The organism is Streptomyces sp. 2-1 (assembly GCF_048564895.1).
Lineage (GTDB): Bacteria > Actinomycetota > Actinomycetes > Streptomycetales > Streptomycetaceae > Streptomyces > Streptomyces phaeochromogenes.
This window is the reverse complement of record NZ_CP183383.1, coordinates 9157505-9177014: the sequence shown is the minus strand read 5'-3', so window position 1 is coordinate 9177014 and position 19510 is coordinate 9157505. Positions and strand designations below refer to the sequence as shown.

The following is a 19510-nucleotide window of genomic DNA, read 5'->3' as shown; positions in this document are numbered from 1 at the left end:
CCCTTGGTGTTCGGCAGGGGCCCAGCCATGTTCGTCAGAGGTCCGGCTGTGACGGGTGCCGTGCGGTATGCCGGTTATCCACAGGCCGAACGCACTGTCGGTGCCGTGTGTTTCACTTTTCGTAATCGCTCGTCCGGTCGTTCCCGGGTGCTGTCACCCGAGGCCGGCCAGGTCGAGCAACAGGGATTTCACATCGGTGGCCGCGACGCGGTCGCCGACAGCGCGGGGGGTGGAGCAGATGATGAGCGGACCTTCGTCGTCGCTCAGAGGGAGGCGGCCGTGGCTGCCTCGAATAGGTGAGGGATCGAGGGGCACGACCGCCATGCGGTAGCGCATGCCGAGCTTCTTGCGGGCCAGCGCGCCCGCGGCCTTGACCTTGACGTACGGGTCGAGCGGATCCATGAAGAGCTCGACCGGGTCGTAGCCGGGTTTGCGGTGGATCTCGACGAGCTGTGCGAAGTCGGGCGCGCGGGCGTCGTCGAGCCAGTAGTAGTACGTGAACCAGGCGTCCGGCTCCGCGACGGCGACGAGTTCGCCGGAGCGCGGATGGTCGAGGTGGTGGGTCTTCTTGCCCTCGTCGTCGAGGAGTTGCTCGATGCCGGGCAAATCGGCGAGCGCCGCTTTCGTGGCCTCCATGTCCTCGGGGCGGCGTACGTAGACGTGGGCGATCTGGTGGTCGGCGACGGCGAAGGCACGTGAGGCCATCGGGTCGAGGTACTCCATGCCGTCCTGCGTGTGCACCTCGAGGAGTCCGGCGCGGCGCAGTGCGCGGTTGATGTCGACGGGACGGTCCGCGCGGGTGATGCCGTACTCGGACAGGGCGACGACGGTGCGGCCCTCGGCTCGCGCGTCGTCGAGGAGGGGGGCCATGGCCGCGTCGAGGTCGGCGGCCGCTTTCAGGGAGCGCGGGTCGTCGGGGCCGAAGCGCTGCAGGTCGTAGTCGAGATGGGGGAGGTAGCAGAGGGTCAGGTCCGGGTGGCGGGTGCGGATGATGTGCCGGGTGGCGTCGATGATCCAGCGGCTGGAGACGAGGTCGGCGCCGGGACCCCAGAAGTGGAAGAGCGGGAACGTGCCGAGTTTCTCGGTGAGTTCGTCGTGCAGGGCCGGGGGCCGCGTGTAGCAGTCGGGTTCCTTGCGGCCGTCGGCGTAGTAGATCGGACGAGGGGTGATGGTGATGTCGGTGTCGGCGCCCATGGCGTACCACCAGCAGATATTGGCGACCGTGTAGCCGGGGTGCGCGCGCCGGGCGGCGTCCCACAGTTTGTCGCCGGACACCAGGCCGTTGTGCTGGCGCCACAGCAGTACGTCGCCGAGGTCGCGGAAGTACCAGCCGTTGCCGACGATGCCGTGCTCGGACGGGTGGGTGCCGGTGAGGAACGTCGACTGGGCGGCGCAGGTGACGGCGGGCAGGACCGTGCCGAGGGTGGCCTGCGAGCCGGACTGGGCGAGGGTCTTGAGGTGGGGCATGTGGTCGAGGAGACGGGGGGTGAGGCCGACGACGTCGAGGACGAGGAGCGGGGTGGGGGTCGTGGAGCCGTCGGTGCCGGCCTGCGTTGCCGGGGTCTCGTGGGTGCTCATGGGAGTTCCTTCAGGCCGAGGTCCGTCAACAGGTCTCGGGCGAGGGTGAGTTCAGCGGCGATGCCGTCGGCGAGCTGGGCGCGGGCGCGGGGGCGCAGCTCGGGCGGGAGTGCCTGCCAGGTGTAGGTCTCGACCTCGAGGTGGCTGGTCAGCGGGTGCGGGCCGCCGACCAGTCGGGTCAGCGTGTCCTTGAGTACGGGGAGCGTGGAGGTGAGGGGCGCGTCGGGGGACGCGTGCAGCGGGACGTGGAAGTGGGCGCGCCACGGGGAGGCGTCGGGCAGGGCGTCCTCCTTGACGGCCTCGCCGAGGTCGTCGGTCCCGCGGAGTCCGGCGGCGGTGAGGGTGCGGGTCTGGTGCAGGAAGCGGGGTTCGTCGAAGGCGGCGAGTGCCTCGCGGACTTCGGGGAGGTGGGGGTGTTCGGCGTGCAGGGCGGCTGAGAGCTGGGACTTGACGACGGGGACGCGGGCGGCGGCCAGGGCGTCCAGGGCGGTGTTCGGATCTTCGAAGGAGGTGGCGAGGTGGCAGGTGTCGACGCAGATTCCGATGCGGGGGTGGCCGATCGCGGTGAGCGGGGCGATGGCGTCGGCCGTGGTCTCGACGGTGCAGCCCGGCTCCGGCTCCAGGCCGATACGGATGGAGCGGCCGGTCAGCTCCTCCAGCGCGTCGAGGCGTTCGGCGAGGGTGGTCAGGGCCGCGTGGGCCCGGGCGGCGCGGTCGTCGTCGTACACCGTGCGCCAGGCGAGCGGCAGGGTGGAGATGGTGCCTTCGGTGACGTCGTCGGGGAGGAGACCGGCGAGGACGCGGGCGAGGGCCGTGGTGTGTTCGAGCCGCTCGGGGTCGGCCCAGTCCGGCTTGTAGACGCGGTACTTGACCTCCTCGGCGCCGAATCCCTCGTAAGGGAAGCCGTTGAGGGTGACGACTTCGAGGCCGCGGAGGTCGAGCTCCGTGCGCAGCCCGCGCAGGGCGGACGGGTCGGTGACGAGGGCGTGCGCGGCGTCCTTGGCGAGCCACAGGCCGATGCCGAGGCGGTCGCGGCCGAGGCGTTTGCGTACGGGTTCGCAGTGGTCGCGGAGCTGGGCGAGGACGCCGTCGAGGGTCTCGGCGGGGTGGACGTTGGTGCAGTAGGCGAGGTGGACGGTGGAGCCGTCGGGGTGGCGGAAGCGCATGGGTCACGCCTCCGTCGTCGTCGGGACGGGGGCCGGGGCGGTGTCCGGGTCTGTGTCCGGGACGGTTTTCGGGACGCCGCGGAGGATGGAGTTGCCCTCGTGGGTGGCGTCCGTGCCGGCGACGTCCAGGTCGAGGCGTCCGCTGAGTCCGTAGAAGGCGACGGGGTTGCGCCACAGCACCTGGTCGACGTCGTCCTCGGTGAACCCGGCCTTCAGCAGGGCGTCCGCGACCTTGCGGGTCTTCAGCGGGTCGCTCTTGCCCCAGTCGGCCGCGGAGTTGACCAGGACCTTCTCCGGTCCGTACTCCTGCAGGACCGCGACCATCCGTTCCTCGTCCATCTTGGTGTCCGGATAGACGGAGAAGCCGAGCCAGCAGCCACCGTCCTTGGCCTCCTTGACCGTGGTCTCGTTGAGGTGGTCGATCAGGACGTGGTCCGGGGGCAGTGCGGACTCCCGGACCACGTCGAGGGTGCGGCGCAGACCGGCCAGCTTGTCGCGGTGCGGGGTGTGGACGAGCGCGGGCAGCTCGTAGGTGGCGGCGAGCTGGAGCTGGGTGGCCAGGGCGGTGTCCTCGGCGGGGGTCATCGAGTCGTAGCCGATCTCGCCGACGGCCACGACGTGGTCCTTGACGAGATACCGGGGCAGTTCGTCGAGGACGGGCACGCAGCGGGGGTCGTTGGCCTCTTTGGGGTTGAGGGCGAGCGTGCAGTGGTGGGCGATGCCGTACTGGGCGGCGCGGAAGGGTTCCCAGCCGAGGAGGGAGTCGAAGTAGTCGAGGAAGGAGGCGACCGAGGTGCGGGGCTGGCCGAGCCAGAAGGCGGGTTCGACGACGGCTCTGACACCGGCCGCGTGCATGGCCTCGTAGTCGTCGGTGGTCCGTGACGTCATGTGGATGTGGGGGTCGAAGATGCGCATCAGGACTCCTTGCCGTCGCTGCCGTGGGGGGCGTCGGTGCCGGGCGGGGTGGCCGGGTGCTCGGTCAGGGCCAGGACGTCGTGCAGGTCCTGGGGTACGGGACGGCCCGCGGCGGTGCGCTCGTCGGCGTAGTCGGCGAGCATGCGGGCGAGTTCGGCGTCGGCGCGGGCGCGGCGGGGCAGGTCGGCCACCGCCTCGACGGGGACACCGGTGAACAGGCACTTGAGCACGGCGTGCCGCCAGTTGTGGGCGTCCAGGTGCAGGGCGGCGTACGGGCCGACGGCGGCGGCCACGAGCCGGGTGTCGTTGGTGCGCAGGGCGTCCTCGACGATCGGCAGCGCGTCGGGGCCCGGCACGAGGTGGGGCAGGGCCTGGAGGACGGCGCGGCGTTCGTCGGCGGTGCCCTGGCGGTAGACGCGGTCGAGGGTGGTCGCGTCGGCGCGGGCCGCGTGCAGGAGGAGGACGCGGGCCGCCTCCGCGTGGTCGGGGCCGCAGCGGCGGCCGGCCTCGGCGATCCGCAACTCCCAGACGGAGATGGGCCCGTGGGTGCCGGGGTGCGCGGCTGCCTCGTCGAGGGCCCGGTCCAGCCAGGCGCGGGCGGCGCCGTCGAGCCGGCCGTTCAGGCAGGTGTGCAGGGTGGCGAGGGCCGGCGGGGCGACGTCCGTCGGGGTGCCGAGGGCGTCGTGGAGGTGGTTCACGGGGTTCTCCCGTCGGAGTCGGTGTGGCCCTCACCGGGGTTCGGCGGCCGGTCGGCGTCCGGGGGTGTGGAGACGGCGGCCGCGTGGTGGAGGAACGGGAGGGACTGCTGGGCGAGTTGGGGACCGGCGTGGGAGTGACGGGGCAGTTCGACGGAGACCAGGCCCTGGTAGCCGACGGCGGAGAGGGCTTCGAGTACGGGCGGGAAGTCGATCTCCCCGTCGCCGAAGGGGAGGTGTTCGTGGACGCCGCGCCGCATGTCCTCGATCTGGACGTGGCGCAGCCAGGGGGCGGCGGCGCGTACACAGTCGGCGGGTGAGAGGGGTTCGAGGCACTGGCAGTGGCCGATGTCGAGGGTGAGGCCGAGGGTGTCGGGGCTGCCGAGGTCGGTACGCAGGCGGTGGAAGTCGTCGAGGGTGGCGAGGAGGTGACCGGGTTCGGGTTCGACGGCGAGGGGGATTCCGGCGGCGGTGGCGACGTCCAGGACGGGGGTGAGGGTTTCGGCGAGGCGCTTCCAGGCGGCGTCCTCGGCCGCGACAGCCTGCCCTTCGGTGCCCGCTCCGGTGTCCGCTGCTCCGGTGTCCGCGTCTCCGGCCGTGTCCTTCGGGAGGATGCCGCTGAAGCAGTGGACCGCGTGGGCGCCGAGGTCGGTCGCGATCTGGACGGCTCTGACGAGCAGGTCGGCGCGGCGGGCGCGTTGGGACGGGTCCGGGTCGAGGAGGGACGGGCCGTGCTTGCGCCTCGGGTCGAGTACGTAGCGGGCGCCGGTCTCGATGGTGACGCCCAGGCCTAGTTCGTCCAGTCTGCGGGCGAGTTTGTGGGTACGGGCCGCGAGGTCGGGGGCGAGCGGGTCCAGGTGCATGTGGTCGAGCGTCAGGCCGACGCCGTCGTAGCCGAGGTCGGCGAGGAGGGAGAGGGCGTCGTCCAGACGGAGGTCGGTCAGGCCGTTGGTGCCGTAGGAGTAGCGGAGGTGGTGTCCGGTGGGGAGGGGGCTCGGCCGGAGGCTCATGTCATGCTCACCTTCCGGCCGAACCGGCGGGCGGCCGGAGCGAGCGCCGCCGTCAGCAGGGCGGTGACGGGCGCGCCGGAGCGGGCCGCGAGGGCGGCCTGCAGCGGGATCATGGCTCGGATGCCGCCGCCGACGGCTCGTTGGGTGAGTTGGGGGGACGGGTTCAGGGCGGCGTGGAAGAGGGGGCGGGCGGCGGTCGCCGCGTAGACGGCGGCGAGTGCTCCGCGCAGGGACACGAGGTTCGCGGCGGTTGCCGCCGCGCGACCTGGTGGCCGGGCCCCTTCTGGCTGCCAGTCCCGTCCCGGCTTCCGGTCCCGTCCCTCCATCCGGGCCCCTCCCGCGTGAAGGTCCTGTCCCGCGTGAAGGTCCTGTCCCGCGTGAAGGTCCCGTTCTAGCCGCCGGTCCCGTCCCGGCTGCCGGTCCCGTTCCGTGCCGTCGCGGGTGATGGACCAGGCCAGCGCGGCCGTCGTGGCCAATCCGCTCAAGGGGGCCCACGGTGAACCGCCCTGGGTCTCGTGGCGGGAGACCGTGGTGACGGCCAGGGTGTGGGTGCCCAGGGCCAGTGCGGAGGGCAGTGCCCTGCGGATGTCGCCGTTGGCGGCCACCCCGCCGAGCAGGAGGTCCAGGGACCGGGCCGCCGCCATCGCCACGGGGCCCGCGGGCGTGCGCTTGAGGACCAGGTCGTACGACCAGACCGTGGCGGCCAGCGCGCCGGCGACCGAGAGGGGTCGGCGGCCCGCTGTGGACGCCAGGGCCAGGCCCGCCGCCGTCAGGCCGCCGGCCGCCGCAAGGGCCGCGGTCGGACTGATGCGGCCCGAGGGCAGGGGGCGGTGTGGGCGGTCCACGGCGTCCTCCGCGCGGTCGGCCCAGTCGTTGAGGGCCATACCGGCCTCGTACAGGCAGAGGGAGGAGGCGATGGCCACCAGGGTTCGGGGGTTCGGGCGCGCCCCGGCCGCGGCGGCGCCCGCGAGCGCGTCGCCGGGGACGGTGAAGAGGGCGGGGAGGCGCAGGAGTTCCACCCAGGCGTGCACGTTCGCTCCCTGCCTCGCGGACCGTGGTGATGTCGTGCTCGCGGCGTCCTGTGGCGTCGGGCTCACGCCTCGCGCGCCGGGACTCGCCTGCTGCTCCGCGGGGCCCGCCTCCACCAGTGCCGCCGGGTTCGCGTGCGACTCGCTCGGGCTCACGTGCAGCCCGTCGGGGCTCTGGCGCAGCTCGCTAGGGCTCACGTGCAGCCCGTTGGAGCTCGCGTGCAGCCCGTTGGAGCTCGCGTGCAGTCCGTTCGGGCTCGCGTCCTGCGACGCCCGCCCCCCGCTCATCGCCGCTCCCCCGAAAGTCCCCGCCGCTCGCCCGAAGGGCCAGGCCGTTCGCCCGAAGTGCCAGGTCGCTCCCCCGAAGTCCCTTGCGGATCCCCGGCCCCCCGCAACCGCCCCGCGAACCCCACCAGTTCCGCGTACTGCTCGCCCAGGGCCGCGGGGCCCTCGCCCAGCGGGTCCTTGAAGTAGAAGCCGAGTTCGGAGAGGGGGCCGGACAGGCCGGTCTCGTGGGCGCGGGCGACCAGGCGGGCCAGGTCGAGGATCAGCGGGGCCGCGAGGGAGGAGTCGCAGCCCTGCCAGGTGGTCTGGAGGACCATCCGGGTGCCGAGGAAGCCGTCGAAGGCGATGTGGTCCCAGGCGGTCTTCCAGTCGCCGAGGGACGGTACGTCGTCGATGTGGGTCTCGCCCTCGGGCACCCCGCCGAGGGTGTCGGCCAGGACGCGTTCCTTGCCCGCGTTCTTCGCCGCCGCGGCGCCCGGGTCGGCGAGGGCCGCGCCGTCACCGCCGCCCAGCAGGTTCGTACCGGACCAGGCGCGGACCGCCAGCGCGCGCTGCGCGAACATCGGGCCGAGGACCGACCGCAGCAGGGTCTGGCCGGTCTTGCCGTCGCGGCCCGCGTACGGCAGGCCGGACTCCGAGGCCGCGGACGCCAGTGCCGGGTGGTGCAGGCCCATGGACGGGGTGAAGTTGACGTACGGGCAGCCCGCCCGCAGTGCGGCTGCCGCGTACAGGGAGCTGGCCGGGAGTTCCGTGCCGGTGGGCACGGGTTCCGTGGAGGCCACGTTGACCACGACCGTGCGGTCCAGATCGCACCGGGTCATGAAGTCACGGATGTCGGAGGCCAGGGCCTCGACCAGTTCGTCCTCGTCGCGCGTCTCGCCGGACAGCGGGCCGCCGAGCCTGATCTCCCGGTCGGCGGCAGCGAGTTCGGCGGTGACGGCCGCCGGAAGTCCGGGCGGCAGCACACCCCCGGCGGCGAGCGCCTCCGCCCGCTTGGGCAGGGGGCAGTCCACCATGTCGTGACCGCCGAAGACGAGGGACGACAGCGGGGGCAGTCCGCAGTCGGCGAACGCGGGGGTCTCGGTGACCATGCCCGTCGGTGGGTGCAGCCCCGCGGTCACCGCGGCGCACCCCGTGACGGCCGTGGTGGCGACAGAGCCACGTGCTCCGATCAGCCACACTCCCACCCGCGGCGGGGAGACGGAGGATTCGGCGGACATGGGCAGCCTCCTTGTCGTACGTGAGGTCGTTCGCAAGCCGGAAACGCGAGCCGGAAACGCAGGCCGGAAACACGAGCCGAAATCGGCAGCCGGGGAGATCAGCTGCCGCAGAGGGGACAGACGGCACAAGAAGAGAAGGGACAAGACGGCGGGCGGAGGTCCGGCGTCCTCCGCCCGCCGCCGCTCAATCGCCCTGCGCGCCGGATCGCGCCGGCAGTTCCTTGATCCGGATGTCACGGAAGGACACCTGGTCCTCGGCTCCGTGGTTCTGGATCCCGACATGACCGTCACGCAGGCTGCGCGCCGGATCGGTGTTGGTGAAATCGTTGATCTTCACGCCGTTGAGCCAGACGCGGAGTCGTTCGCCCTCCACGCGGATCTCGTACGTGTTCCACTCCCCCGGCGGGTTCAGCGCACGGTCGCGCTGCCTGATGTCGGCGGACTGGAAGCTGTACACGGCCCCGGTGGTGCGGTCGGGGGCGTCGGACGCGTCGATCTGGACCTCGTAGCCGTTGTTGACGGCCGACCAGGGGTCGTCGGAGGCCGGGAAGCCCACGAACACACCGGAGTTGTCATCCCCGGAGGCACTCGCCATCTTCCAGTCGAGCTTCAGCGAGTACGAGCCGAGGCCGAGGTCCGCGTACCAGAGCATGCCCAGGCCGCCGGACGACGTGAGTGTGCCGTCGTCCGAGAGCGAGAACGAGCCCGGTCCGGCCTGCTTCCAGTCCGCCAGTGACTCGGCGGTCCCGTCGAAGAGGGGTGAATACCCCTTCTCCGGGCGGCAGTCGGCCTCCGCGGCGCCGACGGCCCACCGGATGCCGCCCAGCAGATGCTGCCGGAAGGCGGGATCGGCGTACGACTCCTTGGTGTGACCGCTGCCGGTGTAGAAGGCACGGCCGCCCCGGTACTCCTGGCACCAGGCGATCGGATGGTCGCCGCTCATCGTGCCGCCGCTGTACGACGACTCGTCGAGCGAGGCCAGGATGTGGGCCCGGTCCCGGGGATTGGAGCGGTAGTTGTACCACTCGTCCGTACGGTTCCAGGACTCCCCGAGGTGCGAGGTGGCCGGGTGTGCCCGGTCCTCGACCTCGATCCGCGCGGGCTGGATCGCCGGGTGCGACTGGAAGTAGGCGCCGGCGAGGCCACCGTAGAACTCCCAGTCGTACTCGGTGTCGGCTGCCGCGTGGATGCCCACGTAGCCGCCGCCGCGCTTGATGTAGCCCTCGAAGGCCCGCTGTTGGGCCCCGTTGAGGACGTCTCCGGTCGTGGAGAGGAACACCACGGCGTCGTACCGGGAGAGGTTGCGGGAGGAGAAGGCTCCCGCATCCTCGGTGGCGTCCACCCTGAACCCGTTCTCGGCGCCGAGGCTCTTCACCGCGGCGACCCCTTCGGGGATCGAGTCGTGCCGGAACCCGGCGGTCTTGGAGAACACCAGGACCCGGTCACCCTTCGAGGGCTTCTTCGACGCCGAAGTCCCGGACGGTGCCGACGAGTCGGAGGAGGATCCCTTCGACGCCGCCGGGCCCGACACACACCCGATGAGCAGGGCGGCGCCGACGACAGCGGTCACTGTTCGGCCAGTTGCTCGCATGGCGCACCTCCCTCAGCGAGTTGTGAAGGTGAAGTCGTCCACGTCGTACAGGGACCCGGTACCGCTCCCCTTGAAGACGAGGTAGAGCGTGGTGGTGCCGCGCGGCGCCTTCGTCAGGTTGGCGCTGACGTCCTGGAAGTTCTCCCAGCCGCCGGTCACCGGGACGGTCGCGGTGCCGAGCAGGCGGCCGGTGGGCGAACCCGCGCGGACCTCCAGCTTGCCGCCGGTGCCGCCGGAGGAGATGCGGGCCGTGATCTTCGTGGCGTTGCTCAGGACGTACGGCTCGAAGGAGATCCAGTCACGGTTGTTGATGTCACCGACGGTCCGTCCGCCGTGTGCGGTGGCCTTGGTCTGGATCGTGACGCCCTCCGACTTGCCGTAGTGCTCGGCCTGCCGGTGCCTGGGCTGGACGACGTTCTGGTCGTGCGTGGTGAGCGCCTCCTGGCCGCCGCCTCCGTTGTCGGTGTACTCCGCGTCGAAGACACCGAAGATGTTCGCGTCCTCGTCGTGGCCGCCGTCGGCGCTGGTCTGGATGGTGCCGGAGCAGCCGTTCGCGGTGGTCAGCGGGTGACCGTGGCTGTCGTGACCGAGGACGAAGCTGACCTTCACCTTGGCGCAGTCGATCGACCTGCCGTCCTCCGGGTCGGTCACCTTCACCTTGAAGGGCACGGCGTCACCGAAGCTGAACAGCTGTCCGTCCTCGGGGAGTTGGAGGGTCACCTTCGGCGCGGTGTTGCCGACGACGATCCGTACGCTGGCGCTGCCGGTCCGCCCGGTGGTGTCCTTCGCGGTCAGCGTCGCCGTGTAGGTGCCGTTCTTCTTGTACGTGTACGTCGGGTTCGCCGCCGTCGACTTGCCGCCGTCGCCGAAGTCCCAGCTGTACGTGAGGGCGTCACCGTCGGCGTCCGTGGTGCCGGCCGAGGAGAACTTGACCTTCAGCTTCGCCTGTCCCGAGGTGCGGTCGGCCGCGGCCTGTGCCACGGGCGAGTGGCCGTCGGTCGCGTTCTCGATCCGGTACAGGGCCGAGTTCTCGTCGCCGCCGAACCACGCGAGGCCGTAGTCGAGGACGTACAGTGCGCCGTCCGGTCCGAAGGCCATGTCCATCACCTGGGTGCCGGTCCACGGCACGTCGTTGATGGACTGCACGGTGCCGCTGTCGTCGGACGCGATCCGCTTGATCCAGCGGCGGCCGAACTCGCCGGCGAAGAAGTCGCCGTCGTACGCCTCCGGGAACTTGACCGGGGAGTCGAGCGAGGCGTCGTAGTCGTAGACCGGGCCGCCCATCGGGGACTCGGAGCCGGTGCCGAACTCGGGCACGGATCCGCCGTCGTAGGGGATCCACGCGACCTGGGCCGGGGGCAGATCCGTCAGACCGGTGTTGTTGGGCGAGGTGTTCTTGGGCGCGGAGCAGTCGAAGGAGGCCCCCGACGCGCCGGTGCCGAAGTCGTAGTCCACGTAGGCGTCGTTGTTGCCCGTGCAGTAGGGCCAGCCGAAGTTGCCGGGCTCGGTGACGCGGGCGAACTCGACCTGGCCGGCCGGGCCGCGCGCGGGATCGGCGGCACCGGCGTCCGGGCCGTAGTCGCCGACGTAGAGGATGCCGGTCTTCTTGTCGACGCTGAAGCGGAACGGGTTGCGGAAGCCCATCGCGTAGATCTCGGGCTTCGTCTTTTCCGTGCCGGGCGCGAAGAGGTTGCCGTCGGGGACCGTGTACGAGCCGTCGGCGTTCACCTTGATGCGCAGGATCTTGCCGCGCAGGTCGTTGGTGTTGCCGGAGGTGCGCTGCGCGTCGAAGACGGGGTTGCGGTTGGCGCGCTCGTCGATGGGCGCGTAGCCGTCCGACTGGAACGGGTTGGAGTCGTCACCGGTCGACAGGTAGAGGTTCCCGGCCGCGTCGAAGTCGATGTCCCCGCCCACGTGGCAGCAGATGCCGCGGGTCGCCGGGACGTCGAGGATCTTCTTCTCGCTGGCGTTGTCGAGGGTGCCGTCCGCGTTCAGGACGAAGCGCGAGAGCCGGTTGACGCCGTCGAAGGGCGCGAAGTCGGCCGCGGTGCCCGTCTCGGGGGCGTCGCCCGCCGGGGTGTCGAGCGGCGGGGCGTAGTAGAGGTAGATGAAGCGGTTGTCGGCGAAGCCGGGGTCGATGCCGACGCCCTGCAGGCCTTCCTCGTCGTGCGAGTAGACGGCGAGCTTGCCCGCCAGCTTGGTGTTTCCGGCGCTGTCGGTGATCCGCAGCTCGCCGTCGCGCGAGGTGTGCAGGACCGAGCGGTCCGGGAGGACGGCCAGCGACATGGGCTCGCCGACCTCGGGCTCACCCTTGGCGAGGGTGACCTGCTGGAAGTCCTCGGCGGCCGCGGGCGCGGCCGGCGCGGCGGCCGGGTCGGCGACGGCGGCGCCCGCCGGCGGTGTGGCCAGGGTGAGCGAGGCACCCGCGAGGAGCGCTCCGGTGAACAGGGCGAGCGCCTTGCGCAGTCGCAATCTCGGGCGTCGTCTGTGGCTCTCGGTTCTGGTGGTGCTTATGTGGTCGTTCCCGTGCACGGAATGCCTCCAGAGTGGGGCTGGTTGTACATGCGGGTGCGATACGCCGGGGTGCGCCGTCACCCCGGAGCGGAACTCTGTGAGGGGGGTGGGTCAGTCGTTGCCGCCGAACGCCGCGTCGAAGGACGCCGTCGGAGGTTCGAAGTCGAAGGCCTTCAGCCGGGTGAGTGCCTCGGGTGCGCCCTGGAGGCGGTCCATTCCCGCGTCCTCCCACTCGACCGAGATGGGGCCCTTGTAGTCGATGGAGCGCAGCATCCGGAACACGTCCTCCCAGGGGACGTCGCCGTGGCCCGCGGACACGAAGTCCCAGCCGCGGCGCGGGTCGCCCCACGGCAGGTGGGAGCCGAGGCGTCCGTTGCGGCCGTCGAGCCGCTTGCGGGCCTCCTTGCAGTCCACGTGGTAGATCCGGTCGCGGAAGTCCCACAGGAAGCCGACCGGGTCGAGGTCCTGCCAGACGAAGTGCGAGGGGTCGAAGTTCAGCCCGAAGGCCGGCCGGTGGTCAACTGCCTCAAGGGCACGCTGAGTTGTCCAGTAGTCGTACGCGATCTCGCTCGGGTGAACCTCGTGCGCGAACCGGACGCCCTCGGTGTCGAAGACGTCGAGGATGGGGTTCCAGCGCATGGCGAAGTCCTCGTAGCCGCGCTCGATCATCGACTCGGGGGCGGGCGGGAACATCGCGACCAGGTGCCAGATCGAGGACCCGGTGAAGCCGATGACCGTGTCGACGCCGAAGGCCGCCGCGGCTCGCGCGGTGTCGGCGATCTCGGCCGCCGCCCGCTGCCGTACGCCCTCCGCCTCGCCGTCTCCCCAGATACGGGAGGGCAGGATCGCCTGGTGGCGTTCGTCGATGATGGCGTCGCAGACGGCCTGGCCGACCAGGTGGTTGGAGATGGCCCAGCACTTGAGGCCGTACTTGTCGAGCAGTTCCCTGCGCGAGTCGAGGTAGGTGGAGTCCGCGAGGGCCTTGTCGACCTCGAAGTGGTCGCCCCAGCAGGCGAGTTCGAGCCCCTCGTAGCCGAAGTCGCGGGCGAGCCGGCAGACCTCTTCGAGCGGCAGGTCGGCCCACTGGCCGGTGAACAGCGTGAAGTTGCGCGGCATGGACTGGCCTTCCTCAGCTCGCGATGGGGGTGTAGACGGAGTTCTTCTCGGCGCTCTCCTCGACCGCCGCGAGGACGCGCTGCACCTGCAGCCCGTCGGCGAAGGAGGGCAGCGGCTGCGCGCCGTCCGCGATCGCGTGCACGAGGTCGCGGGCCTGGTGGGTGAAGGTGTGCTCGTAGCCGAGGCCGTGGCCCGGCGGCCACCAGGCCTCCAGGTAGGGGTGGTCGGGTTCGGTGACGAGGATGCGGCGGAAGCCTGCGTGGGTGCCGGGCTCCGTGCCGTCGTGGTACGAGAGTTCGTTGAGGCGCTCCAGGTCGAAGGCCAACGAGCCGTTCTCGCCGTTGAGTTCGATGCGCAGGGAGTTCTTGCGGCCGGTGGCGAACCGGGTGGCCTCGAAGGACGCGAGGGCGCCCGAGGCGAACCGTCCGGTGAACAGGGCGGCGTCGTCGACCGTGACGGCCCCGCGGTCGCTGCCCCCGGCCGCCGAGAGACCGCTGGAGGATCCGGACAGCAGCGGCCTCTCCCGTACGAAGGTCTCGGTGAGCGCGGACACTCCCACGACCGGCTCGCCCGCCAGGTACTGGGCGAGGTCGACGATGTGCGCGCCGAGGTCGCCCAGTGCTCCCGAGCCCGCCGTCTCCTTGCGGAGCCGCCAGGTGAGCGGGAACTCCCGGTCCACCAGCCAGTCCTGAAGGTAGGTCACCCGGACGTGCCGCAGGGTGCCGAGGCGCCCCTCGGCGACCATCTTCCGGGCGAGTGAAGTGGCGGGCACCCGGCGGTAGTTGAAGCCGACCATCGCCACCTGGCCGCGCTCGGCGGCGGCTCGGGCGGCCTCGGCCATCGCCTCGGCCTCCTCGACCGTGTTGGCGAGGGGCTTCTCGCACAGCACGTGCTTGCCGGCGGCGAGCGCGGCGACGGCGATCTCGGCGTGGCTGTCACCAGGGGTGCAGATGTCGACCACGTCGACGTCCTCGCGGGAGATCAGCGCCCGCCAGTCGGTCTCGGCGGCGGCCCAGCCGAGCCGGTCGGCCGCCGCTCGTACGGCTCCCGCGTCACGGCCGCAGACGGCGGCGAGGACCGGTCGGCGTGGCAGGTCGAAGACACGGCCCACGGTGCGCCAGCCCTGTGAGTGGGCGGCGCCCATGAACGCGTATCCGACCATGCCCACGCCCAGGGGCGGCCTTCCGGCCGCTGCCCCGGCCTGTGCCTCGTCGGGCTGCTGCGGCTGTCCCATGCGGAGGTCCTCCTCTTCGTCGTGGCGCGGTGGGGGGTGTTGCGCAGGGGCGCTCCGCTTGGCGCGGTGTGAAGGCTGCGGCTCCGTTGTGGCCGTTTGCGCAGTTCCCCGCGCCCCTGGAGCGGCCCGGCCTACTTGAAGCCCGTGGGCAGGTACGTCTTGACGTTCTCCTTGTCGACGACTGCCGAGTAGAGCGTCAGGGACGAGGGGATCTCGAACTCGGCGAGGCCGCCGATGCCCTTGCTCTGGCCGAGGGCGCGGGCGAGGTCGATCGCGGACGCGGCCATGGTGGGCGGGTAGAGGACGGTGGCCTTGAGAACGCTGTTGTCCGACTCGATGGCCTGCATGGCGGACAGGGCGCCCGCGCCGCCGACCATCAGGAAGTCGTCGCGTCCGGCTTGCTCGATGGCGCGCAGGGCGCCGACCCCCTGGTCGTCGTCGTGGTTCCACAGGGCGTCGAAGTTCGACTGGGCCTGCAGGAGCTGGGACATCTTGGCCTGTCCCGACTCGACGGTGAACTCGGCGGCCTGGCGGGCGACCTTCTTGATGTTCGGGTAGTTCTTCAGGGCCGCGTCGAAGCCCTGCGTGCGCTGCTTCGTCAGCTCCAGGTTGTCGAGGCCCGCGAGCTCGATGACCCGGGCGCCCTTCTTGTCCTTGAGCTGCTCGCCGATGTAGTGGCCGGCGTTGAGGCCCATGCCGTAGTTGTCGCCGCCTATCCAGCAGCGGTACGCCTGCGGGGAGTTGAAGATCCGGTCGAGGTTGACGACCGGGATGCCCGCGCGCATGGCCTGTAGGCCGACCTGGGTGAGCGCCTTGCCGTCGGCGGGCAGCACCACCAGGACGTCGACCTTCTTGTTGATCAGCGTCTCGATCTGGCCGATCTGCTGGGCGGTGTCGTTGGAGCCCTCCGTGATCTCCAGCGTCACGTCCTTGTACTTCTTGGCGCGGCTCTTGGCGTTGTCGTTGATCGCGTTGAGCCAGCCGTGGTCGGCCTGCGGGCCGGCGAAGCCGATGGTGACCTGCTTGCCGGGCTTGTCGTCGGCGGCGGGCTGGTCGTTGGAGGCCGGCTCGTCCTTGGACTCGTTGCTGGTGCAACCGGCGAGGAGGACACCGGCCGAGACGGCGGCGGTGCCGAAGAGCAGTCCTCTGCGGCTCGTGATCTCTGGCATGGCGAACCCTTTCCTCAGGTCGTGCTGGCGGTACGGCGCTGGACGAGCACGGCGGCGACGATGATCGCGCCCTTGGCGATCTGCTGGACGTCGCTCTGCAGGTTGTTCAGGGCGAAAATGTTGGTGATCGTGGTGAAGATCAGGACTCCGAGCACCGAGCCGACGATGGTGCCGCGTCCCCCGGTGAGCAGGGTGCCGCCGATGATCGCGGCGGCGATGGCGTCGAGTTCGTAGAGGTTGCCGTTGGTGTTCTGGCCCGAGCCGGACAGGATGATCAGCAGGAAGGCCGCGATGCCGCAGCACAGTCCGGACAGCAGGTAGAGGTAGAGGCGCTGGCGGCGTACGTCGATGCCGGCGAGCCGGGCCGCCTCCGCGTTGCCGCCGACGGCGACCGTGCGGCGGCCGAAGGTGGTGCGGTTGAGCACGAGCCAGCCGATGATCGTCACGACCGCGAACACCATGACGAGCGGCGGGACGCCCAGGACGTAGGAGTCGCGCTCACCGAGGTCGAGGATGCCGTCGACGGTGACGACCTGGGTGTTGCCGTCGGTTATCTGGAGGGCGAGCCCGCGGGCCGAGGCGAGCATGGCCAGGGTCGCGATGAACGGCACCATGGTGCCGTACGCGATCAGCACCCCGTTGACGAGGCCGCAGCCGACGCCGACGATCACCGCCGTGAAGAAGATGCCGACGAAGCCGAAGTCCTGGGTGGCGACGGTCGTCGCCCATACCGAGGCGAGCGCGACGATCGCGCCGACGGACAGGTCGATGCCGCCGGAGATGATGACGAAGGTCATGCCGACCGTGACGACCCCGATCACCGAGGCCTGGGTGAGGACGAGTTGGAGGTTGCGGGTGTCGAGGAACTCGTCCGGCTTGGTGATGCCTCCGATGAGGATCAGGGCGGCGAGCACACCGAGCAGCGAGAGCGTGCGGACGTCGGCACGGGCCACCACCGCCCGCCACGGACTGGGTTCCACCTGTGGTGACAGCTTCGGGATTTCGTCCCGGGGCGGGGACACGGGCTGCGTCATGACGCCGGGCTTCCTTCCATGACGAGGTCGAGTACGCGGTGTTCGTCGAGCTCCTGGGCGGGCGCCGTGTGCACGACCCGGCCCTCGCGGAGCACCAGGACGCGGTCGGCGAGGCCGAGGACCTCGGGTACTTCACTGGAGACCATGAGCACGGCCAGGCCTTCGTCGGCGAGGCGGCGGATGACGGCGTACAGCTCGGCGCGGGCGCCGACGTCGACGCCGCGGGTCGGTTCGTCGAGCAGCAGCACCCGGCAGCCGCGCAGCAGCCAGCGGGCGAGGACCGCCTTCTGCTGGTTGCCGCCGGAGAGGGTGCGCACGGGGGCGGACGGGTTGTCGGGGCGCAGCGACAGCTCGCGGGTCGCCTTCTGCGCCGCGTTCCGCTCGGCACTCCGGTCGAGCCAACCCCCGTACGAGAAGCGGGACATGGAGGACACCGACACGTTCCGGGTGACGGACTCCAGCATCAGCAGGGCCTGTGCCTTGCGCTCCTCGGGGGCGAGGCCGAGTCCGGCGCGGACGGCGGCGCGTACGCTGCCGGGCTTCAACCGCTTGCCGTCGACGAGGACTTGGCCGGTGGACGGCTTGCGGGCGCCGTAGATGGTCTCCAGGATCTCGGAGCGGCCGGAGCCGACGAGTCCCGCGAGGCCGACGATCTCGCCGGGCCGCAGGGTGAGGTCGAGCGAGGCGAACTCACCGTCCCGGGCGAGGCCTTGGACCTCCAGCACGGGATCGGGCAGCGCCTGGTGCGTGGGCCGCTCGGGGAAGACGTACTCGACGTTCCGCCCGGTCATCAGCGCGACGACCTCGCGGGTCGGCGTCGACTTCGCGGGCAGTCCGCCCGCCACCGCCCGGCCGTCCTTCAGGACCGTGACCCGGTCGCCGATGCGGCGGATCTCCTCCAGCCGGTGCGAGATGTAGACGACGGCGACTCCCTCCGCGGTCAGGTCGCCGACGATACGGAAGAGGTTGTCGACCTCGTCGGGGTCCAGGGCCGCGGACGGTTCGTCCATGACGATGAGCCGTACGTCGTGGGAGAGCGCCCGTGCCATGGAGACGATCTGCTGCTGGGCGGCGGACAGGTCACCGACGAGCCGCGCGGGATCGACCTCAGAGTGCCCAAGTCGCTTGAGCAGAGCGGCAGTTGACGCCTTGGCATCCTTGCCGCGTACGACGAAACCGGCGGTCGTCGGCTCATGGCCGAGGTAGACGTTCTCGGCCACCGACAGATGCTCCACCAGGTCGAGTTCCTGGTAGATGGTGGCGATGCCGAGGCGCATGGCGGCGATGGGCGAGCGCAGGGTGACCTGTTCGCCACGCCAGGTGATCGTGCCGTCGTCCGGCTGGTGGGCGCCGGCCAGGACCTTGATGAGCGTGGACTTCCCCGCGCCGTTCTGGCCGAGCAGGCAGTGCACTTCGCCGGTCTGGACGTCGAGGTCGACGCCGTCGAGGGCCCGGACACCGGGGAACGACTTGGTGATTCCGGACATGGTGAGCAGGGATGGTTCTGGAGCCATGACGGTTCCCCTCGGCGTGCGGGCCGGTCTCAGGGCAGGGCGGAGTGAGGGCAGGGCGAAGCAGGGTGTGTGGTGAGGTGTGTGGTGCGGCACCGCCTGAGAAGGAGGTGCCGCTCGTGCGGCTCGGCGAAAAGTGGCGCTCTTGCGGCTCGTGGAGAAGTGACGCTCTTGCGGCTCTGGAAGCAGGAGTTACGCGGGTGAGAAGAGGTGATCGCTGATGAGCCGGGCCGCGCCGATGACTCCGGCGGTGGGGCCCAACTCCCCTAGCACGATCGGGAGGTTGCCGGTCGCCAAGGGCAGCGACTGGCGGTAGACCTGGGTGCGGATCGCGGCGAGCAGGGTGTGGCCGAGTCCGGTCACACCGCCGCCGATCACCACCAGGCCCGGATTGAAGAAGCTGACAAGTCCGGCGATGACCTGGCCGGTGCGGTTGCCGCCCTCGCGGATCAGATCGAGCGCGGTGGCGTCGCCCGCGGCAGCCGCGGCGGCGACGTCGACGGCGCTCAGGGCGCCCGCCGCCTCCAGCCGTGCCGCCAGTTCCTGGGAAAGCCCCTGCTGGGCGGCTTCCGTGGCGTCGCGGGCGAGCGCGGCGCCGCTGAAGTGGGCCTCCAGGCAGCCCCGGTTGCCGCACGCGCACGGGCGGCCGTCCGGCACGGCCTGGATGTGGCCGATGTCGCCCGCGCTGCCCGTCGTACCGCGATAGACCTCACCGCCGACGACGATCCCGCAGCCGATACCGGTACCGATCTTGACGCAGAGGAAGTCGCCCACGGAACGGGCCACGCCCGCGTGCTGCTCCCCCATCGCCATCAGGTTCACGTCGTTGTCGACCATGACGGGGCAGCCGAGGTCCTGACTCAGCGCCTCGCGGACCGGGAACCCGTCCCAGCCCGGCATGATCGGCGGGGCGACCGGAACACCCTCGGGGAAACGGACCGGCCCGGGTACGCCGATACCGGCGCCGTCGAACCCCTCCGCGAGCCCCGAGGCCCTCAACTTCGCTGCCATGGACAGGACTTGCTCGAAGACCGCGACCGGGCCCTCGCGTACGTCCATGGGCTGGTTGATGTGCCCCAGCACCTCGAGCTCCGCGTTGGTGACGGCAACATCGACCGAGGTGGCGCCGATGTCGACCCCGAGGAAGCGCAGCGCGGGAGCGAGCCGGATGTTGTGGGAGCGGCGGCCACCGCGCGAGGCGGCGAGTCCGTCGGCCACGACAAGGCCCGTTTCCAGCAGCCGTTCGACCTCGACGGCCAGTTTGGACCGCGAGAGGTCCACCTGATCGCCCAGCTGGGCCCGCGAGTTGGGACCCCCGTCACGCAACAGCCTGAGCAGCCGCGCCTGGTGGGCGTTTCCGGGTCGCGCCGTCATGCGTCTCACGAGCCCCTCCCCGCCTCATCGGCACCGCCGTCGTTGGCTTTCGAGTGGAACGTAGCAGCGG

15 protein-coding genes are annotated in these 19510 nt (G+C 71.1%); all 15 read right to left on the bottom strand.

Annotated features, from left to right (window positions below; genetic code table 11):
* Positions 1 to 153 precede the first annotated feature (153 nt).
* Entirely contained in the window at positions 154 to 1578 is a 1425-nt protein-coding gene (locus ACN20J_RS40270; protein ID WP_190227226.1) for a nucleotide pyrophosphatase/phosphodiesterase family protein, read from the bottom strand.
* Complete coding sequence (eboE, locus tag ACN20J_RS40265) at positions 1575 to 2744, bottom strand: metabolite traffic protein EboE (protein ID WP_189840992.1); 1170 nt, start codon at positions 2742 to 2744, stop codon at positions 1575 to 1577. Before eboE ends, ACN20J_RS40270 begins: the two co-directional genes overlap by 4 nt.
* 3 nt (positions 2745 to 2747) lie before the next feature.
* Positions 2748 to 3659: a TatD family hydrolase gene (locus tag ACN20J_RS40260; protein ID WP_189840991.1), complete on the bottom strand. Its 912-nt coding sequence runs from the start codon at positions 3657 to 3659 to the stop codon at positions 2748 to 2750.
* Positions 3659 to 4357: an EboA domain-containing protein gene (locus ACN20J_RS40255; RefSeq protein WP_419667835.1), complete on the bottom strand. Its 699-nt coding sequence runs from the start codon at positions 4355 to 4357 to the stop codon at positions 3659 to 3661. Before ACN20J_RS40255 ends, ACN20J_RS40260 begins: the two co-directional genes overlap by 1 nt.
* Complete coding sequence (locus ACN20J_RS40250) at positions 4354 to 5364, bottom strand: sugar phosphate isomerase/epimerase family protein (RefSeq protein ID WP_419667834.1); 1011 nt, start codon at positions 5362 to 5364, stop codon at positions 4354 to 4356. The genes ACN20J_RS40255 and ACN20J_RS40250 overlap by 4 nt, the downstream gene beginning before the upstream one ends.
* Positions 5361 to 6680, bottom strand: coding sequence for an SCO3242 family prenyltransferase (locus ACN20J_RS40245; RefSeq protein ID WP_419667833.1), 1320 nt, complete (start codon positions 6678 to 6680; stop codon positions 5361 to 5363). The genes ACN20J_RS40250 and ACN20J_RS40245 overlap by 4 nt, the downstream gene beginning before the upstream one ends.
* On the bottom strand, positions 6677 to 7897 hold the full coding sequence (locus tag ACN20J_RS40240; RefSeq protein WP_419667832.1) for an inositol-3-phosphate synthase: 1221 nt from the start codon (positions 7895 to 7897) through the stop codon (positions 6677 to 6679). The genes ACN20J_RS40245 and ACN20J_RS40240 overlap by 4 nt, the downstream gene beginning before the upstream one ends.
* A 184-nt stretch (positions 7898 to 8081) precedes the next feature.
* Positions 8082 to 9488, bottom strand: a complete 1407-nt coding sequence (locus ACN20J_RS40235; RefSeq protein WP_419667830.1) for a ThuA domain-containing protein — start codon at positions 9486 to 9488, stop codon at positions 8082 to 8084.
* 12 nt (positions 9489 to 9500) lie between these two features.
* Complete coding sequence (locus ACN20J_RS40230) at positions 9501 to 12020, bottom strand: PQQ-dependent sugar dehydrogenase (protein WP_419667829.1); 2520 nt, start codon at positions 12018 to 12020, stop codon at positions 9501 to 9503.
* Between the two features lie 93 nt (positions 12021 to 12113).
* Positions 12114 to 13118 carry a sugar phosphate isomerase/epimerase family protein gene (locus ACN20J_RS40225; RefSeq protein ID WP_361918647.1) on the bottom strand — a complete coding sequence of 335 codons (1005 nt, stop codon included), beginning with the start codon at positions 13116 to 13118 and terminating at the stop codon, positions 12114 to 12116.
* 13 nt (positions 13119 to 13131) lie between these two features.
* Entirely contained in the window at positions 13132 to 14352 is a 1221-nt protein-coding gene (locus ACN20J_RS40220; RefSeq protein ID WP_190227218.1) for a Gfo/Idh/MocA family protein, read from the bottom strand.
* Between the two features lie 131 nt (positions 14353 to 14483).
* Positions 14484 to 15521 (bottom strand): substrate-binding domain-containing protein, encoded by a 1038-nt coding sequence (locus ACN20J_RS40215; RefSeq protein ID WP_055616776.1) that lies wholly within the window; start codon positions 15519 to 15521, stop codon positions 14484 to 14486.
* Between the two features lie 14 nt (positions 15522 to 15535).
* The gene (locus ACN20J_RS40210; protein ID WP_055616775.1) at positions 15536 to 16555 is read right to left on the bottom strand and encodes an ABC transporter permease; all 1020 of its coding nucleotides are present in this window, start codon (positions 16553 to 16555) and stop codon (positions 15536 to 15538) included.
* Positions 16552 to 18069: a sugar ABC transporter ATP-binding protein gene (locus ACN20J_RS40205; protein WP_419667828.1), complete on the bottom strand. Its 1518-nt coding sequence runs from the start codon at positions 18067 to 18069 to the stop codon at positions 16552 to 16554. The genes ACN20J_RS40210 and ACN20J_RS40205 overlap by 4 nt, the downstream gene beginning before the upstream one ends.
* Before the next feature lie 189 nt (positions 18070 to 18258).
* Positions 18259 to 19440 (bottom strand): ROK family transcriptional regulator, encoded by a 1182-nt coding sequence (locus tag ACN20J_RS40200; protein WP_189841044.1) that lies wholly within the window; start codon positions 19438 to 19440, stop codon positions 18259 to 18261.
* Positions 19441 to 19510 lie beyond the last annotated feature (70 nt).